Annotated in this window: 13 protein-coding genes; 6 read left to right on the top strand and 7 right to left on the bottom strand. The window is 65.4% G+C overall.

Features of this window, described 5'->3' with window-relative positions; translation table 11 throughout:
* Positions 1-87: 87 nt before the first annotated feature.
* The 3 genes from rpsU to purE form a co-directional block, all read right to left on the bottom strand.
* Positions 88-390, bottom strand: coding sequence for a 30S ribosomal protein S21 (rpsU, locus tag QX132_RS08260; RefSeq protein ID WP_011924350.1), 303 nt, complete (start codon positions 388-390; stop codon positions 88-90).
* A gap of 166 nt (positions 391-556) precedes the next feature.
* Positions 557-1,666 (bottom strand): 5-(carboxyamino)imidazole ribonucleotide synthase, encoded by a 1,110-nt coding sequence (locus QX132_RS08255; RefSeq protein ID WP_316160700.1) that lies wholly within the window; start codon positions 1,664-1,666, stop codon positions 557-559.
* Positions 1,663-2,151, bottom strand: a complete 489-nt coding sequence (gene purE / locus QX132_RS08250) for a 5-(carboxyamino)imidazole ribonucleotide mutase (protein WP_316160698.1) — start codon at positions 2,149-2,151, stop codon at positions 1,663-1,665. Before purE ends, QX132_RS08255 begins: the two co-directional genes overlap by 4 nt.
* Positions 2,152-2,238: 87 nt before the next feature.
* Here purE and QX132_RS08245 point away from each other — a divergent pair, with 87 nt between their 5' ends.
* Positions 2,239-2,970 carry a GGDEF domain-containing protein gene (locus tag QX132_RS08245; protein ID WP_315756072.1) on the top strand — a complete coding sequence of 244 codons (732 nt, stop codon included), beginning with the start codon at positions 2,239-2,241 and terminating at the stop codon, positions 2,968-2,970.
* A gap of 78 nt (positions 2,971-3,048) precedes the next feature.
* Here the strand turns inward: QX132_RS08245 and QX132_RS08240 are convergent, their stop codons facing one another.
* The 3 genes from QX132_RS08240 to QX132_RS08230 form a co-directional block, all read right to left on the bottom strand.
* Positions 3,049-3,300, bottom strand: a complete 252-nt coding sequence (locus QX132_RS08240; RefSeq protein WP_315736344.1) for a hypothetical protein — start codon at positions 3,298-3,300, stop codon at positions 3,049-3,051.
* Positions 3,301-3,381: 81 nt separating this feature from the next.
* Positions 3,382-3,594: a hypothetical protein gene (locus QX132_RS08235; RefSeq protein ID WP_315736345.1), complete on the bottom strand. Its 213-nt coding sequence runs from the start codon at positions 3,592-3,594 to the stop codon at positions 3,382-3,384.
* A 142-nt stretch (positions 3,595-3,736) separates the two neighbouring features.
* Positions 3,737-3,943, bottom strand: a complete 207-nt coding sequence (locus tag QX132_RS08230) for a YdcH family protein (RefSeq protein WP_009028242.1) — start codon at positions 3,941-3,943, stop codon at positions 3,737-3,739.
* 290 nt (positions 3,944-4,233) lie between these two features.
* On the opposite strand from QX132_RS08230, the gene QX132_RS08225 reads away from it, so the two are divergent.
* Positions 4,234-4,419: a YdcH family protein gene (locus QX132_RS08225; protein ID WP_315736346.1), complete on the top strand. Its 186-nt coding sequence runs from the start codon at positions 4,234-4,236 to the stop codon at positions 4,417-4,419.
* A gap of 202 nt (positions 4,420-4,621) precedes the next feature.
* On the opposite strand, the gene QX132_RS08220 is transcribed toward QX132_RS08225, so the two are convergent.
* Positions 4,622-5,725, bottom strand: coding sequence for an NAD(P)/FAD-dependent oxidoreductase (locus QX132_RS08220; protein ID WP_316160696.1), 1,104 nt, complete (start codon positions 5,723-5,725; stop codon positions 4,622-4,624).
* A gap of 212 nt (positions 5,726-5,937) precedes the next feature.
* Between QX132_RS08220 and QX132_RS08215 the strand changes: the two genes are divergently transcribed.
* From QX132_RS08215 to QX132_RS08200, 4 genes are all read left to right on the top strand, one after another.
* Positions 5,938-8,643: an EAL domain-containing protein gene (locus QX132_RS08215; protein WP_315779289.1), complete on the top strand. Its 2,706-nt coding sequence runs from the start codon at positions 5,938-5,940 to the stop codon at positions 8,641-8,643.
* Positions 8,644-8,774: 131 nt separating this feature from the next.
* On the top strand, positions 8,775-10,325 hold the full coding sequence (locus tag QX132_RS08210; RefSeq protein WP_316160694.1) for a glycerol-3-phosphate dehydrogenase: 1,551 nt from the start codon (positions 8,775-8,777) through the stop codon (positions 10,323-10,325).
* Positions 10,326-10,375: 50 nt separating this feature from the next.
* Positions 10,376-11,548: an ABC transporter ATP-binding protein gene (locus tag QX132_RS08205; RefSeq protein WP_316160692.1), complete on the top strand. Its 1,173-nt coding sequence runs from the start codon at positions 10,376-10,378 to the stop codon at positions 11,546-11,548.
* Positions 11,545-12,459: an ABC transporter permease gene (locus QX132_RS08200; RefSeq protein WP_315736351.1), complete on the top strand. Its 915-nt coding sequence runs from the start codon at positions 11,545-11,547 to the stop codon at positions 12,457-12,459. Before QX132_RS08205 ends, QX132_RS08200 begins: the two co-directional genes overlap by 4 nt.
* The last annotated feature ends 52 nt before the right edge of the window (positions 12,460-12,511 follow it).

Here is a 12,511-nt window from a genome sequence, read left to right as displayed (position 1 = left end):
GAGGCGCAAAATCAAAAAGGAGCGCCCAAAACAAAAACGCGAGCCAAAGGCCCGCGCTTCAGACGACGTCAGATTGAAGTGGCCAGATCAGCGCGGCGCGCCGGGACGGGCACCTGCGCCCGGACCACGACCAGCACCACGGTCACCGCCGGGGCCAGCGCCGAACACCGGCTTCGGCTTCATCGGCAGCAGGCCTTCACGCTGCAACTTCTTGCGGGCCAGCTTGCGCGCACGGCGCACGGCTTCGGCCTTCTCGCGGGCTTTCTTCTCGGACGGCTTCTCGTAATGGCCGCGAAGCTTCATCTCGCGGAAAATGCCCTCACGCTGCATCTTCTTCTTGAGCGCCTTGAGGGCTTGATCGACATTGTTATCGCGAACGAGAACCTGCACGCGGCATCCTCTTTCTCAGTCTATCGGTTTGAAATCTGGTGAAGCCAGGGCTGGCAAATGCCCGCGCCCTTAACCTTGAGCGCGCCCGTGTATCAGAGGACACCGTCGCTGTCCACCCGCTGACGGGCTCTTGACCGCAAGTTTAACCTCGCCGGAGAGGTTTATTTCAGCCCTGCCTCGGCGGCAGTGGCGAGACCTGGGTCACATGCCCCATTTTGCGGCCCGGACGAGCGGCGCCCTTGCCGTAGAGGTGCACGGTCGCGCCGGGAACCGTGAGCCACTGCTCGTAGCTGTCGATCTCGTTCCCGATCAGGTTCGTCATCGTGACGTGGCCGTGGCGCAGCGGCTTGCCGAGCGGCCAACCGGCGATCGCCCGAATGTGCTGTTCGAACTGGGAAATCGAGGCGCCATCGAGGGTCCAGTGGCCGGAATTATGCACCCGCGGGGCAATCTCGTTGACCAGGACGCTTGGAGTGGGACCATCCGATACCACGAACATCTCCACGGCCAGCACCCCGACGTAATCGAGGGCGGTGGCGATCCGGCTCGCAATGTCCCTGGCCTCGTCGGCGAGCGCATCCGGGATGCGCGCCGGCGCCCGCGACACCTTCAGGATGTGATCGCGATGCTCGTTCTCGGTGACGTCGAAGCACTCGACCTGTCCATCGGCCGCTCGGGCCGCCACGACCGAGATCTCGCGCTCGAACGGAACGAACGCCTCAAGGATCGCCGACTTGGTGCCGAGTTCGGCCCAGATCCGCTCGAGATCGTCACCCGGCCGGATCTTGATCTGGCCCTTGCCGTCATAGCCGAACCGACGCGTCTTCAGCACGGCCGGCAAGCCGATCCGGAACGCGGCTTCGCGCAAGGTGGCGACCGAGGACACGTCGGCATAGGTCGCGGTGCTGATGCCCAGCGAGGTGACGAAATCCTTCTCGGTGAGGCGATCCTGGGTCGTCTCGAGCGCCGAGCGGCGCGGCAGCACCGGGCGCCTCGCCGCCAGCACCATGGCCGCGGCCGAGGGGACGTTTTCGAACTCGTAGGTGACGACGTCGACGTCATTGGCGAACAGTTCGAGCGCCTCGACGTCGGCATATTCGGCGCAGGTTGCGTTCAGCACCACGTCGAAGGCGGGGGAGTCCGGGTCCGGCGAGAACACCTGGCAGCGCAGCCCGAGCCGCGCCGCAGCAAGCGCCAGCATGCGGCCGAGCTGGCCGCCGCCGAGAATACCGATGGTGTCGCCGGGCTTGAGCTTCACCCGATTGGAGTCGGTCACGCCGTGCCCTCCGGACGTTCGGCGATCGCATTGGTCTGCGCCTGGCGCCAGGCCGACAGACGGCCGGCGAGTGCGGGATCGGAGAGAGCGAGCACGCTCGCCGCCAGCAGCGCTGCGTTAATGGCGCCGGATTTGCCGATGGCGAGCGTTCCCACCGGAATTCCGGCCGGCATCTGGACGATGGAATACAGCGAATCGACCCCCGACAGCGCCTTCGACTCGACGGGAACGCCGAACACGGGCAGCTCTGTCAGCGAGGCCGTCATGCCCGGCAGATGGGCGGCGCCGCCTGCGCCGGCGATGACGACCTTGTAGCCGGCCGCCTTGGCGCCCTTGGCAAAGGCATACAGTCGGTCCGGGGTGCGGTGCGCCGAGATGATACGGGCGTCGTAGCTCACGCCCAACGCTCCGAGTGTGTCGGCGGCATGGCGCATGGTATCCCAGTCCGTCTGGCTTCCCATGATAATGGCGATCGGGGCGGTCATAACCTCAAATCTTCTCGGGAATCCATCAGCATGGGCCGGAGTATAGGATCGGTCCCGACAGCGGCAAGCCATGGCATGGAGGCCCGAATGGACTATCCTGTCTTGGTTAAGCCCGGCAAGCCCAAACGACGGCGCGGCAGGTGTCCGATGAAAAAGAAGCGCATGGCGGCCGCGTGGCGGGCCGGGAAGCGAAGAACCCGGTACCGTCATAGGGTTCTTCGGGGCGCGCGCTCACCTGAACCTGGTTCCGCATCGGCGGGCACGCGGCAGACGATCCGACGCCTGAAGGCCGAGCTGAGGGCAGCGCAGGCGCGGATCGCCGAGCTCACGGCCTCCGCCGAGCGCGATTTCCTGCTCGACATCTTCAATCGTCGCGGCTTCGCCCGCGAGCTCCATCGCTCCATCGCGTTCATCAAGCGCTACGATGCGACCGGTGCCCTGGTCGTGCTCGACGTCGATCGGTTGAAACCCATCAATGACACCTTCGGCCATGCGGCCGGTGACGAGGTCCTGAAGGCGGTTGCGCGTGTCCTCGGCGAGCGGGTCCGATCCTCCGACGTGATCGGTCGGCTCGGCGGCGACGAGTTCGGCGTGCTGCTCTGGCACCTCAGCGCGACGGAGGCGCATGCCAAGGCGGCGGAGCTGGAGCAGGCCATCGACAGCCTGACCTTCACCTTCGGCGATCAGACCGTGCGTGCCGGCGCGTCGGCCGGGGTTGCCCTTCTCGACAAGCGCGTCAACCCAGTACGTGCGCTAGAGGAAGCCGACCGCGCGATGTACATGCGCAAGGCCCAGCGAAGGTACGAGAGCCCCGCGTAACGAACGACCCTGCCGGGCGACAAGCGGTGACGCTCACCGGCCATCCGCGCCGATGACCGAGCTGGCGGAACACGGCGCTCACAGCTCGCCGAGATCGTCAGGCAACTCGCCGAACTTGTGCAGCAGCCGGGCGTCGCTGAATTCCCCCTTCAATGGATCGCCGCTGCGGCTGAAGGCAATGGCGCCGATATTGTCTGATAAGCGCGACATGGCCTCCGCGCGACGCAGCGCGGCCGACGAGCTCTGGCATTCCTCAGCCGTTCCCGCGACCAGCATGCCACCCTCGTCCCGCCTGAACGGCATCGCGACGTAGTAGGTGATATCGGGCATTGCACGCTCCTCCTGACCTCTCGCCGAAGCTCCGAGCGAGTGCATGGGTCATCGCCTGGAGAGCCTCAAAGGCCGTCGGGCTCAGGCCGCATCGCTCTGCGCGGCGTCCGAGGCGGTGTTGGGCATGCAGCCGCAGGAGATCGCGGCCCGCAGCTCCTGCAGCTCCAGCTCGAGATACTCGTTCGCCATGATCAGCGCCTTGATCGTGGAGCGCAGATTGCCGTCGCACATCGCGATGGCTTGGTCACATGCCTGTTCGTAGAGGCGATCCTGTGGGGAGAAGGAGGCGGGCATCACAACCATCCTTGTTGTTGTCCGGGGACTACGAGGGATGGCCTAATTGTTCCCTTTTTGTTCCTTTTGTCAAGGCGCTTCGGCAAATCCTGCATCGCTGTCTTGCCTGGGTGCATACGGTCAGCCGTGCTGACGCTTCGCCTCAGGCGATGATGTCGGGCGTGATCTGGTCTTCGATGAAGGCGATCCGATCGCGTAGCAGAAGCTTCCGCTTCTTCAGTCGTTGCAGCCGCAACAAATCGGGGGCGGGCGATTGATGCAAAGCGTCGATCGCCGCGTCGAGGTCGCGGTGCTCCTGCTGCAGGCGCGCGAGTTCGGCCTGCAGTTCGCGCTCGTCTTGGTCAGCCATGATCTATGATAGCAAAAAAGCGGAAGGAAGTGGAAAGCCTTGCGAAGGCGGGCGCAAATATTGCGCCTGCGAAGCTGATAAGCAAGTCGCACCCCTCAAGATCCGTGCAGCTGTCCCGTGAATTTCAGGTTGGCGCCGGCGTTAGATTCGCCCGGATCAGCTCACGCTTCGTTACACACGGCGCTCAAATTTGCATGTGCGGTCTTTTGGCCCCATCGACAGGTCAAGCGACTAGTGTACACTCATTAGCCCTGGTCGAATCTCAGGTTCACCTACCGAGGAGGTTTCGAATGGCTATTCAGGCGCATCTCGTTGAACTGGAGCGTAAGCATAAAGTTCTTGAAAACGAATTGCATCAAGCTCTCCTGCATCCATCGACGGACGACCTGCGAATTGCCGAACTGAAGCGACGCAAACTGATGGTGAAGGATGAGATCGAGCGCTTGAGACAGGTAACCAGCGAAACACTTCACTGACATGTGACCATCATCCGCCGTATCATCTGATCGCAAGACCGTGCGCCTGGGATGGCGACGAGTCCATCCCAGACGCAACTTCAATCGAATTAGTTGCGATACACGACTTAGTTTCGATACGCGACGACGCAGAACGCATCTGCCTGCGTTGTCTCCCAGCGTGTCTATCGCGACAGGCTGTTCATCGCGATATCGAGGGTCTTCAGCTCGAGGCGAGATCGCCGACGTGAGCCGCGATCGCGAGCGATGACGTCAATCCAGGCGATTCGATTCCGAACAGATTGATGAGTCCGGGCACGCCGTGATCGCGCGGGCCCTGAATGACGAAATCCTGCGACGCCACGGCCGGCGGTACGATCTTCGGCCTGATGCCGGAATAGCTCGGCATCAGCGCCCCATCCGGCAGCGACGGCCAGTATTTGCGGATCGCCGGGTAGAAGCGCTCGGCGCGCGCCGGATCGACCGTGTAGTCGATGCGGTCGATCCACTCGACGTCGGGGCCGAATCTGGCCTGGCCTGCCATGTCGAGCGTGAGGTGAACGCCGAGCCCGCCCGGTTCCGGCACCGGGTAGATGAGCCGGCTGAACGGTGCCCGGGCGCTGCAGCTGAAATAGTTGCCCTTGGCGAGATAGGTCGTCGGCACCAGCGGCGACGGCATGCCGTCGATCCGCCGGGCCACCGCGGGCGCGTCGAGGCCGGCAGCGTTCACCAGCAGCCGGCAGGTCAGCGTCATCGGCTGCGCGCCGCCCGCGTCGACCTCGATCGATTCTCCGGCTGCCTTGGCCCGCAGCAGCGGCGTGTGGAAGGCGAAGGCGCCGCCGGCGTCCTCGATCTCGCCGCGCAGCGACAGCATGAAGGCATGACTGTCGAGGATGCCGGTCGACGGCGACAGCAGGGCCGCCTCGCAGGCCAGGGCCGGCTCCAGCGCCAGCGCTTCGGATCCAGACAGCAGCCGCATTCCTTCGACGCCGTTGGCTTCGGCGTGCGCGCGGATGCCCTGCAGCTTCTCGGTCTCGGCCGGATTGGTTGCAACGATCAGTTTGCCGCAATTGCGGTAGGGCACGCCATGCTCGTCGCAATAGCGGTAAAGCATGCGCTTGCCGGCCACGCAGAAGCGGGCCATCAGGCTCCCGGCCTTGTAGTAGATGCCGGCGTGGATCACTTCGCTGTTGCGAGACGAAGTGACGGTGCCGATGCCCTCGGCCGCCTCGAGAACGATGACCTCGCGTCCGGCGCGGGCCAGCTGTTGTGCGACGGCAAGTCCGACGACGCCGGCGCCCACGACGACGCAATCCACTCTATCCATGCACGGTCCTGAGACGATTCGGGGAAGTCATGGTTTGCTGCAACCCCTGATGGGTGGAGCCTCGGTCCCGAGTGCGCACGCCGTTAGCAAACCGTTCATCATAGGGAGGCCATTGACCAAATTTGCTTCGTCTTTTTCGAAGTTTGCCGAACCCGTTTACCCGATCCCAATAGGTGAAGCCAGATACTGTCGCCGAATACCGCGGGTGATTGATGGCTGGCAAGAATTGGCAGGCGAGCGACCGAAACGCGTTTTCTGCGTGCGTCGTTGCGGCCTCGATGGCCGCCATGGCAGCGTGGGCGGCTGCGCCGACGCGCGCCTGGGCTGCGTCGTCCGATTTCTCGCCCTCCGGCTACCTGGGCACCATCGAGCCGGACGTGCTCTGGGAAGTGTTGATCGCCGGGGTCGTCGTCTGCGCCTTCCTCGCCTCGGTCGTGATCTGGATCCATTCGGCCTTGCGGCGCGCCAAGCGGGCACAACTGCGGCGTAATGTTTTCATCAGCTCCGCGCTCAACAATCTGAGCCAGGGATTGATGCTGACGGACGCCGCCAACCGCGTCGTCTTCTACAACCATCGCTTCCTCGAAATCTACGGCATGAGCCGGGCCGACATTCCGCCCGGTTGCACCGGCCGGGATCTGGTCGAGTTGCGGCGGCAGCGCGGCCTGCTCAATCTGACGGTCGAAGACTATGCGCGCCAGGCGCGGGAGCCGGACGGGTGCCTGACCGAGCTGCCCGGCGGACGTGTGGTGCGAGCCCAGATATTCCGTCTTCCGACCGGCGGATCGATCGGCATCCACGAAGACTGCACGGTGCAGCGCCGGCTGGAGCGCGAGCTCGCCTCGACCAAGCAGTTCCTGGAATCGGTGGTCGATCAGGTTCCCGTCTGCGTCGCCGCCAAGAACATCGACGACGGCCGCTACATCTTCGCCAACCGAGCATTCGAGCAGTTCTCTCGGATGCCGCGGGATCAGATCATCGGACGGCGCCCGAGCGATCTCTTCGGCGACGCGACCGCGGCCGACATCGCGGCTGCCGACCGCGAAGCGATGCTGGCGCCCGGCACCACCTATTGCAGCGAGCTGGTCGTTCAACGCGGCAACGACAAGCGCATCCTCGAAGCCCATCGGGTCGTTGCACGCAACGACAAGAACGAGCCGCAGTTCCTCATCGCGCTGTTCGACGATGCCACGGAGCGGCGATCGCTGAGCCGCGAGCTGGAGAACAGCAAGAAGTTCCTGGAGCTGGTCGTCGACAACATTCCGGTCTCGCTCATCGTCGAGAGCGTCAGCGACGGCCGCTATCTGCTCGCCAACCGCAGCGCCGAGATCATCCTCAACCGCAAGCGCGAGGATGCCACGGGCCTGACCGCCGCCGACATTTTCAATCCGCGCGAGGCCAGACTGATCATGGCGCGCGACGAAGCCGCTATCAAGAAGCGCAGCCTTCTGACCGAGGAACATCCGATCTCGACCAAAGACGGTCTGCGGCTGTTCCTGACCCGACGGGCAACCGTGCTGGGCGAGACCGGCGAGCCGCAATATCTGATCAAGACCTATGAGGACGTCACCGACCGGCGCCAGACCGAATCGCGGATGGCGCACATGGCCTATCACGACGGCCTGACCGATCTGCCTAACCGCGCCGCGTTCCTGCAGGCCTTGAGCCAGATGATCGAGGCCTGCGCGGACACGGATGAGGAGTTCGCGGTCCTGAACGTCGATCTCAAGGGCCTGAAGGACGTCAACGACGTCTTCGGCCACGCCATCGGCGACAAGCTGTTGATCGAGGTCGCCCGCCGCGTCCATGCCGTTGCCCGGGGCGGGGTGGTCGCGCGTCTCTCCGGCGATGAGTTCGGGCTGATCATCGACGGCAAGCAACCGGAGATGGGCAGGGCGCTGGCCGAGCAGTTGGCGGCGGCGATCGCGGTGGACTTCCAGATCGACGGCAAGTCGATTCGCACAGCGCTGACCACGGGCATCTCGGTGTTCCCGCACAATGGTTCGGATCCGGCGTCGCTGCTCGCCAATGCGGGTGCCGCTCTGTTCCGCGCCAAGGCCAAATCGCGCGGCAGCATCACCTTCTACGAGCCTGAAATGGATCAGCAGATCCGCGACCGCCGCGTTCTGCATCAGGAGCTGTCTGTCGCGATCAAGCATGGCGAACTTTCGCTGTACTTCCAGCCGCAGGCCGCCTCCGGCCGCACGGTCGACGCCAGCGAGATCATCGGCTTCGAGGCGCTGGCGCGCTGGCAGCACCCGGTCCGCGGCTTCGTGCCGCCGAGCGACTTTATTCCGCTCGCGGAAGAGAGCGGCCTCATCGTCGAGATGGGCGAGTGGATCCTGCGCGAGGCCTGCCGCGAGGCGGCGTCGTGGCCGAAGCCGCTGCAGGTCGCGGTCAACCTGTCTCCGGCCCAGTTCGTTCATGGCGACCTTGTCGCACTGGTCCATTCGATCCTGCTCGAGACGGGGCTCGCGCCCGGCAGGCTCGAGCTCGAAATCACCGAGGGTGTGCTGATCGAGGATTTCGATCGTGGTGTCGCGCTGCTGCGCCGGCTGAAGGCGCTCGGCGTTCGCGTCTCGATGGACGATTTCGGCAGCGGCTACTCGTCGCTGAGCTACCTGCAGGCCTTCCCGTTCGACAAGATCAAGATCGACCGCGCCTTCGTCATGAATATCGGCCGCAACCCGCAATCGGCGGCGATCATTCGTGCGGTCATCGGTCTGGGTCACGGCATGAACATGTCGATCGTGGCGGAAGGCGTCGAGACGCCCGAGCAGCTCGGCTTCCTCGCCGAGCAGGGCTGCGACTCGGTTCAGGGCTATCTGCTCGGCAAGCCCCTGCCGATCGACAAATACGACGGCATCGTCGGTCGCGCTCACGACGACGACGACGCGTCCGTTCGCAAGACCGGCTGACCGGGCACTCGTGGTCAGAGGCCGTTGCGCAACAGCGCGAATTTATCCGCGCGCATGACAGCTAAGCCGCTACGAGAATCATCTCCGCCGGTCTACGATCGTTCGTCCTGGCACGCTCGAAGACCTTGCGTATGGCGGACTACGATCTTGCGATCATCGGCGGAGGTCTGAACGGCGTCAGCCTGGCGCGTGATGCGGCTGGCCGCGGTCTGCGCGTGCTCCTTGTCGAGCAGGGCGATCTCGGCGGCGGCGCCTCGTCGGCCACGTCGCGGCTGGTGCATGGGGATCTCGCAGCGCTGGAGCGCCGCAGCTTTCTGCGCGTGCGCCGCGCGCTCGCCGAGCGCGACGTCTGGCTCACGGTCGCGCCGCATCTGGTCCGACCGATCCGCTTTGCTATTCCAGCTCACGCCAATGAGCGGCCGCCATGGCAACTGCGCGCAGGACTCTGGCTCTACGACCGCCTCGCTGCGCGCAACCGGCTGCCGGCAGCGTCGGCGCTCGACGTCACGCATCATCCGATCGGAGATGCCCTGAAGCGTCCGATCGGGACGGCATTCGACTATTCCGATTGCGTGGTCGACGATTCCCGCCTGGTGGTCCTGACCGCGATGGATGCTGCCGAGCGCGGCGCGTCGATCCGCACCGGCGCCCGCTGCGTGCGGGCCGACCGCGACCATATATGGCGTCTCGCCATCATCGACCGCGGCCATCGCCGCATCGTCACCTCCCGCGCGCTCGCCAACGCCACCGGCGCGTGGAGCGTCTCGACGGCGGAGACCGTGCTGCGTCAGCCGCCGCCGCGGGTCACCGCGCGGCAGGTCAGCCAGATCATCGTGCCGCGGCTGTTCGATGTCGAAGCGGTCTACGTGTTTCAGAATTCGGATGGACGGCTGATCTTTGCCCAGCCCTACGAGCAGGATTTCACCCTGATCGGCACGGTGGTCCACGGCTTCAAGGGCGACCCAGCCGTGGTGGCGGTGCCGGCGGCAGACGTGGCCTATCTCTGCAAGGCGGCGAATCGCTATTTCCGCTCGGACATCCAGCCTGCGGACGTGGTCCGGAGCGTGGCCGGCGCCAACATGATGGTGCTGCGCGCCGCCGACAGCGGGCGGCTGGAAACGGTCGTGAGCCTCGATGCTGGCCGCGCCAAGGCGCCGCTCCTGACCATGTGCGGCGGCGACGTCACGACAGCCCGGCACCGGGCCGAGCAGGCGGTCTCCCGCCTCGCGCGCTTTTATCCAATGTCGCCACGCTGGACTGCGAGAGCGCCGCTTCCGGGTGGCGATTTCGCGTGGGACCGTTTCGAGGATCTCGTCGATGACGCACGGGAGCGCTGGCGCTTTCTCAGCGAAGCCGAGGCCCGGCGGCTGCTCGGCGCCTACGGCACCCGGCTGGCGGACATTCTTGGCGAGGCGAGATGCCGGGCCGATCTCGGGCAGGCGTTCGGGCCGCAGCTGACCGAGGCGGAGGTCCGCTACCTCATGGCGCGCGAATGGGCGCGGTTTCCCGACGACGTGCTGTGGCGGCGGACCAAGCTGGGTCTGACGCTTCCCGCTGCCGAACGCGATGCGCTCGCTGCGTTCATGACCACTGCGGCCTGTGGCCGGGGCACGCCGCTGGCCGTTGACGCGAGCGGGGATAGTCCGGCCCGCGCGGTTGAGCTGCAATCCGTGGGCGGCTAGCTTGCCGACCGGTCGGCCGTTGTGGCCGGGCAGGGTGATTTGATCGGGACATGGCTGACGACATCGCAAACCCAGCGCCTGCCGGAGAGCCGGCAGCATCACCAGCGCCGGAACCGCGTCCCGATGCTCAGCCGCCGATCCTGCGGATCGAGAACCTCGTCAAGACCTTCGGCAGCTTCCGCGCCGTCGACGGCGTCTCGCTCGACATCCGCGCCGGCGAGTTCTTCGCGCTGCTCGGCCCCAGCGGCTGCGGCAAGACGACCTTGCTGCGCATGCTGGCCGGCTTCGAGACGCCGGATGAAGGGCGCATCCTGCTTTCGGGCGAGGACATCGCGCAGGTGCTGCCGCATCAGCGGCCCGTCAACATGATGTTCCAGAACTACGCGCTGTTCCCGCATTTGAACGTGCGCGACAACATCGCCTTCGGCCTGAAGCGCGCCGGCATGCCGCGCGCCGAGATCGCCACGCGCGTTGCCGAGATGGTGGCGCTGGTGCGGCTCGAAGGGCTGGAGAAGCGCAAGCCGGATCAGCTCTCGGGCGGGCAGAAGCAGCGCGTCGCCCTGGCGCGCTCACTGGCGCGCCGGCCGCAGGTGCTGCTGCTCGACGAGCCGATGGCTGCGCTCGACAAGAAGCTGCGCGAGAGCACGCAGGTCGAGCTGATGGAGCTGCAGCGCAAGCTCGGCATGACCTTCATCATCGTCACCCACGACCAGGAGGAGGCGATGACGGTGGCGAGCCGGATCGGGGTGATGAACGCGGGAAGGCTCGAGCAGGTCGCGGTCCCCCGACGTCTGTATGAGGAGCCCGCGTCGCGGTGGGTCGCGGAGTTCGTCGGCGACATCAATCTGTTCGAGGGCGAGGTGACCGCGCGGGAGCCGCTCCGGCTCAGGGTCGTGACCCACACTGCGGGTGAGCTGGTCGTGGCGCAGCCGATGGCTCCGATCAGCCAGAGCAAGGTCGCGGTCGCGATCCGTCCGGAGAAGATCCGCCTCGCGCTCCGTCGACCGGCCGGCGATGCTGCTGCGATCAATTGTGTCGAGGGCGCCATCACCGATGCGAGCTATCTCGGTGGCAGGACCGTCTACAAGATCAAGCTCGACGGCGGCGCCGTGCTTCACGCTGCGCAGGCCAACACCGCCCGGCTCGATGCCGACGGCTATGGCCTGAACCAGCGCGTGGTCGCCTGGTTCACGCCCGACGATTGCCTGGTGCTGGAGCGATGAGCGCGCGCCGCATCTTCTCGCGCCCGGCCCGCTTTGCGGCGATCGCGCCTTACATCTGGATGGTGCTGTTCTTCCTGGTGCCGTTCGCCTTCGTCGCCAAGATCAGCCTGTCGCAGACTGCGATCGCGCAGCCCCCCTATACGCCGGTGTTCTCGCTGGCTGATGGTTTGTCGTCGCTCCGCGACGCCTTTGCGGCGTTGTCGCTCGACAATTTCCGTCTGCTGCTGTCTGACGATCTGTATCTTTCATCCTATCTGCGCAGCGTCGTCGTCGCGGCGACGTCGACGGCGATCCTGCTCTTGATCGGCTACCCCATCGCCTATGGCATGGCGCGGCTCCCCAGGCGCTGGCAGGGCATCGCGATGATGCTGGTGATCGTGCCGTTCTGGACCTCGTTCCTGATCCGCATCTACGCCTGGGTCAACATCCTGCAGCATGACGGCCTCCTGAACCAGATCCTGCTCGCGCTGCATCTGGTGTCCACGCCGGTGGTGTGGCTGTCGACCGACAGCGCGATGTATGTCGGCATCGTCTATTCCTATCTGCCGTTCATGATCCTGCCGCTGTTCGCGACGCTGACCAAGCTGGAGCCGGCCTTGGAAGAAGCCGCCGCCGATCTCGGCGCCTCGCCGCGCGAGATCTTCTGGCTGGTGACGTTTCCGCTGTCGCTGCCCGGCGTCGGCGCGGGCGCGCTGCTGTGCTTCATCCCGGTGGTCGGCGAGTTCGTCATTCCCGATCTGCTCGCCGGGTCGAAATCGCTGATGATCGGCCAGACGCTCTGGCTCGAATTCTTCACCAACAAGGATTGGCCGGTGGCCTCCAGCATCGCCGTGGTCCTCTTGGTCGTGCTGCTGCTGCCGCTTCTGCTCTACGACCGGCTGCAGCGCCGGCAGTTGGAGGAGAGCAGGTGATGGATGGCGCACAGCAAGGCACGCTCTCTCGCTCCCCTCCCCCTTGCGGAGA

The organism is Bradyrhizobium sp. SZCCHNRI20481 (genome assembly GCF_032485055.1).
In the GTDB taxonomy this organism is placed as follows: domain Bacteria; phylum Pseudomonadota; class Alphaproteobacteria; order Rhizobiales; family Xanthobacteraceae; genus Bradyrhizobium.
Note: the sequence above shows the minus strand (reverse complement) of the source record. Positions and strands in the feature narration are given on the sequence as shown.

Bases quoted from the DNA above. Each gene is read 5' to 3' on its own strand.
- purE (WP_316160698.1), bottom strand. From the start codon at position 2,151: ATGACCGCCCCGATCGCCATTATCATGGGAAGCCAGACGGACTGGGAT.
- QX132_RS08245 (WP_315756072.1), top strand. From the start codon at position 2,239: ATGGACTATCCTGTCTTGGTTAAGCCCGGCAAGCCCAAACGACGGCGC.
- QX132_RS08220 (WP_316160696.1), bottom strand. From the start codon at position 5,725: ATGGATAGAGTGGATTGCGTCGTCGTGGGCGCCGGCGTCGTCGGACTT.
- QX132_RS08200 (WP_315736351.1), top strand. From the start codon at position 11,545: ATGAGCGCGCGCCGCATCTTCTCGCGCCCGGCCCGCTTTGCGGCGATC.
- QX132_RS08235 (WP_315736345.1), bottom strand. From the start codon at position 3,594: ATGCCCGCCTCCTTCTCCCCACAGGATCGCCTCTACGAACAGGCATGT.
- QX132_RS08215 (WP_315779289.1), top strand. From the start codon at position 5,938: ATGGCTGGCAAGAATTGGCAGGCGAGCGACCGAAACGCGTTTTCTGCG.
- QX132_RS08210 (WP_316160694.1), top strand. From the start codon at position 8,775: ATGGCGGACTACGATCTTGCGATCATCGGCGGAGGTCTGAACGGCGTC.
- QX132_RS08240 (WP_315736344.1), bottom strand. From the start codon at position 3,300: ATGCCCGATATCACCTACTACGTCGCGATGCCGTTCAGGCGGGACGAG.
- QX132_RS08225 (WP_315736346.1), top strand. From the start codon at position 4,234: ATGGCTATTCAGGCGCATCTCGTTGAACTGGAGCGTAAGCATAAAGTT.
- QX132_RS08205 (WP_316160692.1), top strand. From the start codon at position 10,376: ATGGCTGACGACATCGCAAACCCAGCGCCTGCCGGAGAGCCGGCAGCA.
- QX132_RS08230 (WP_009028242.1), bottom strand. From the start codon at position 3,943: ATGGCTGACCAAGACGAGCGCGAACTGCAGGCCGAACTCGCGCGCCTG.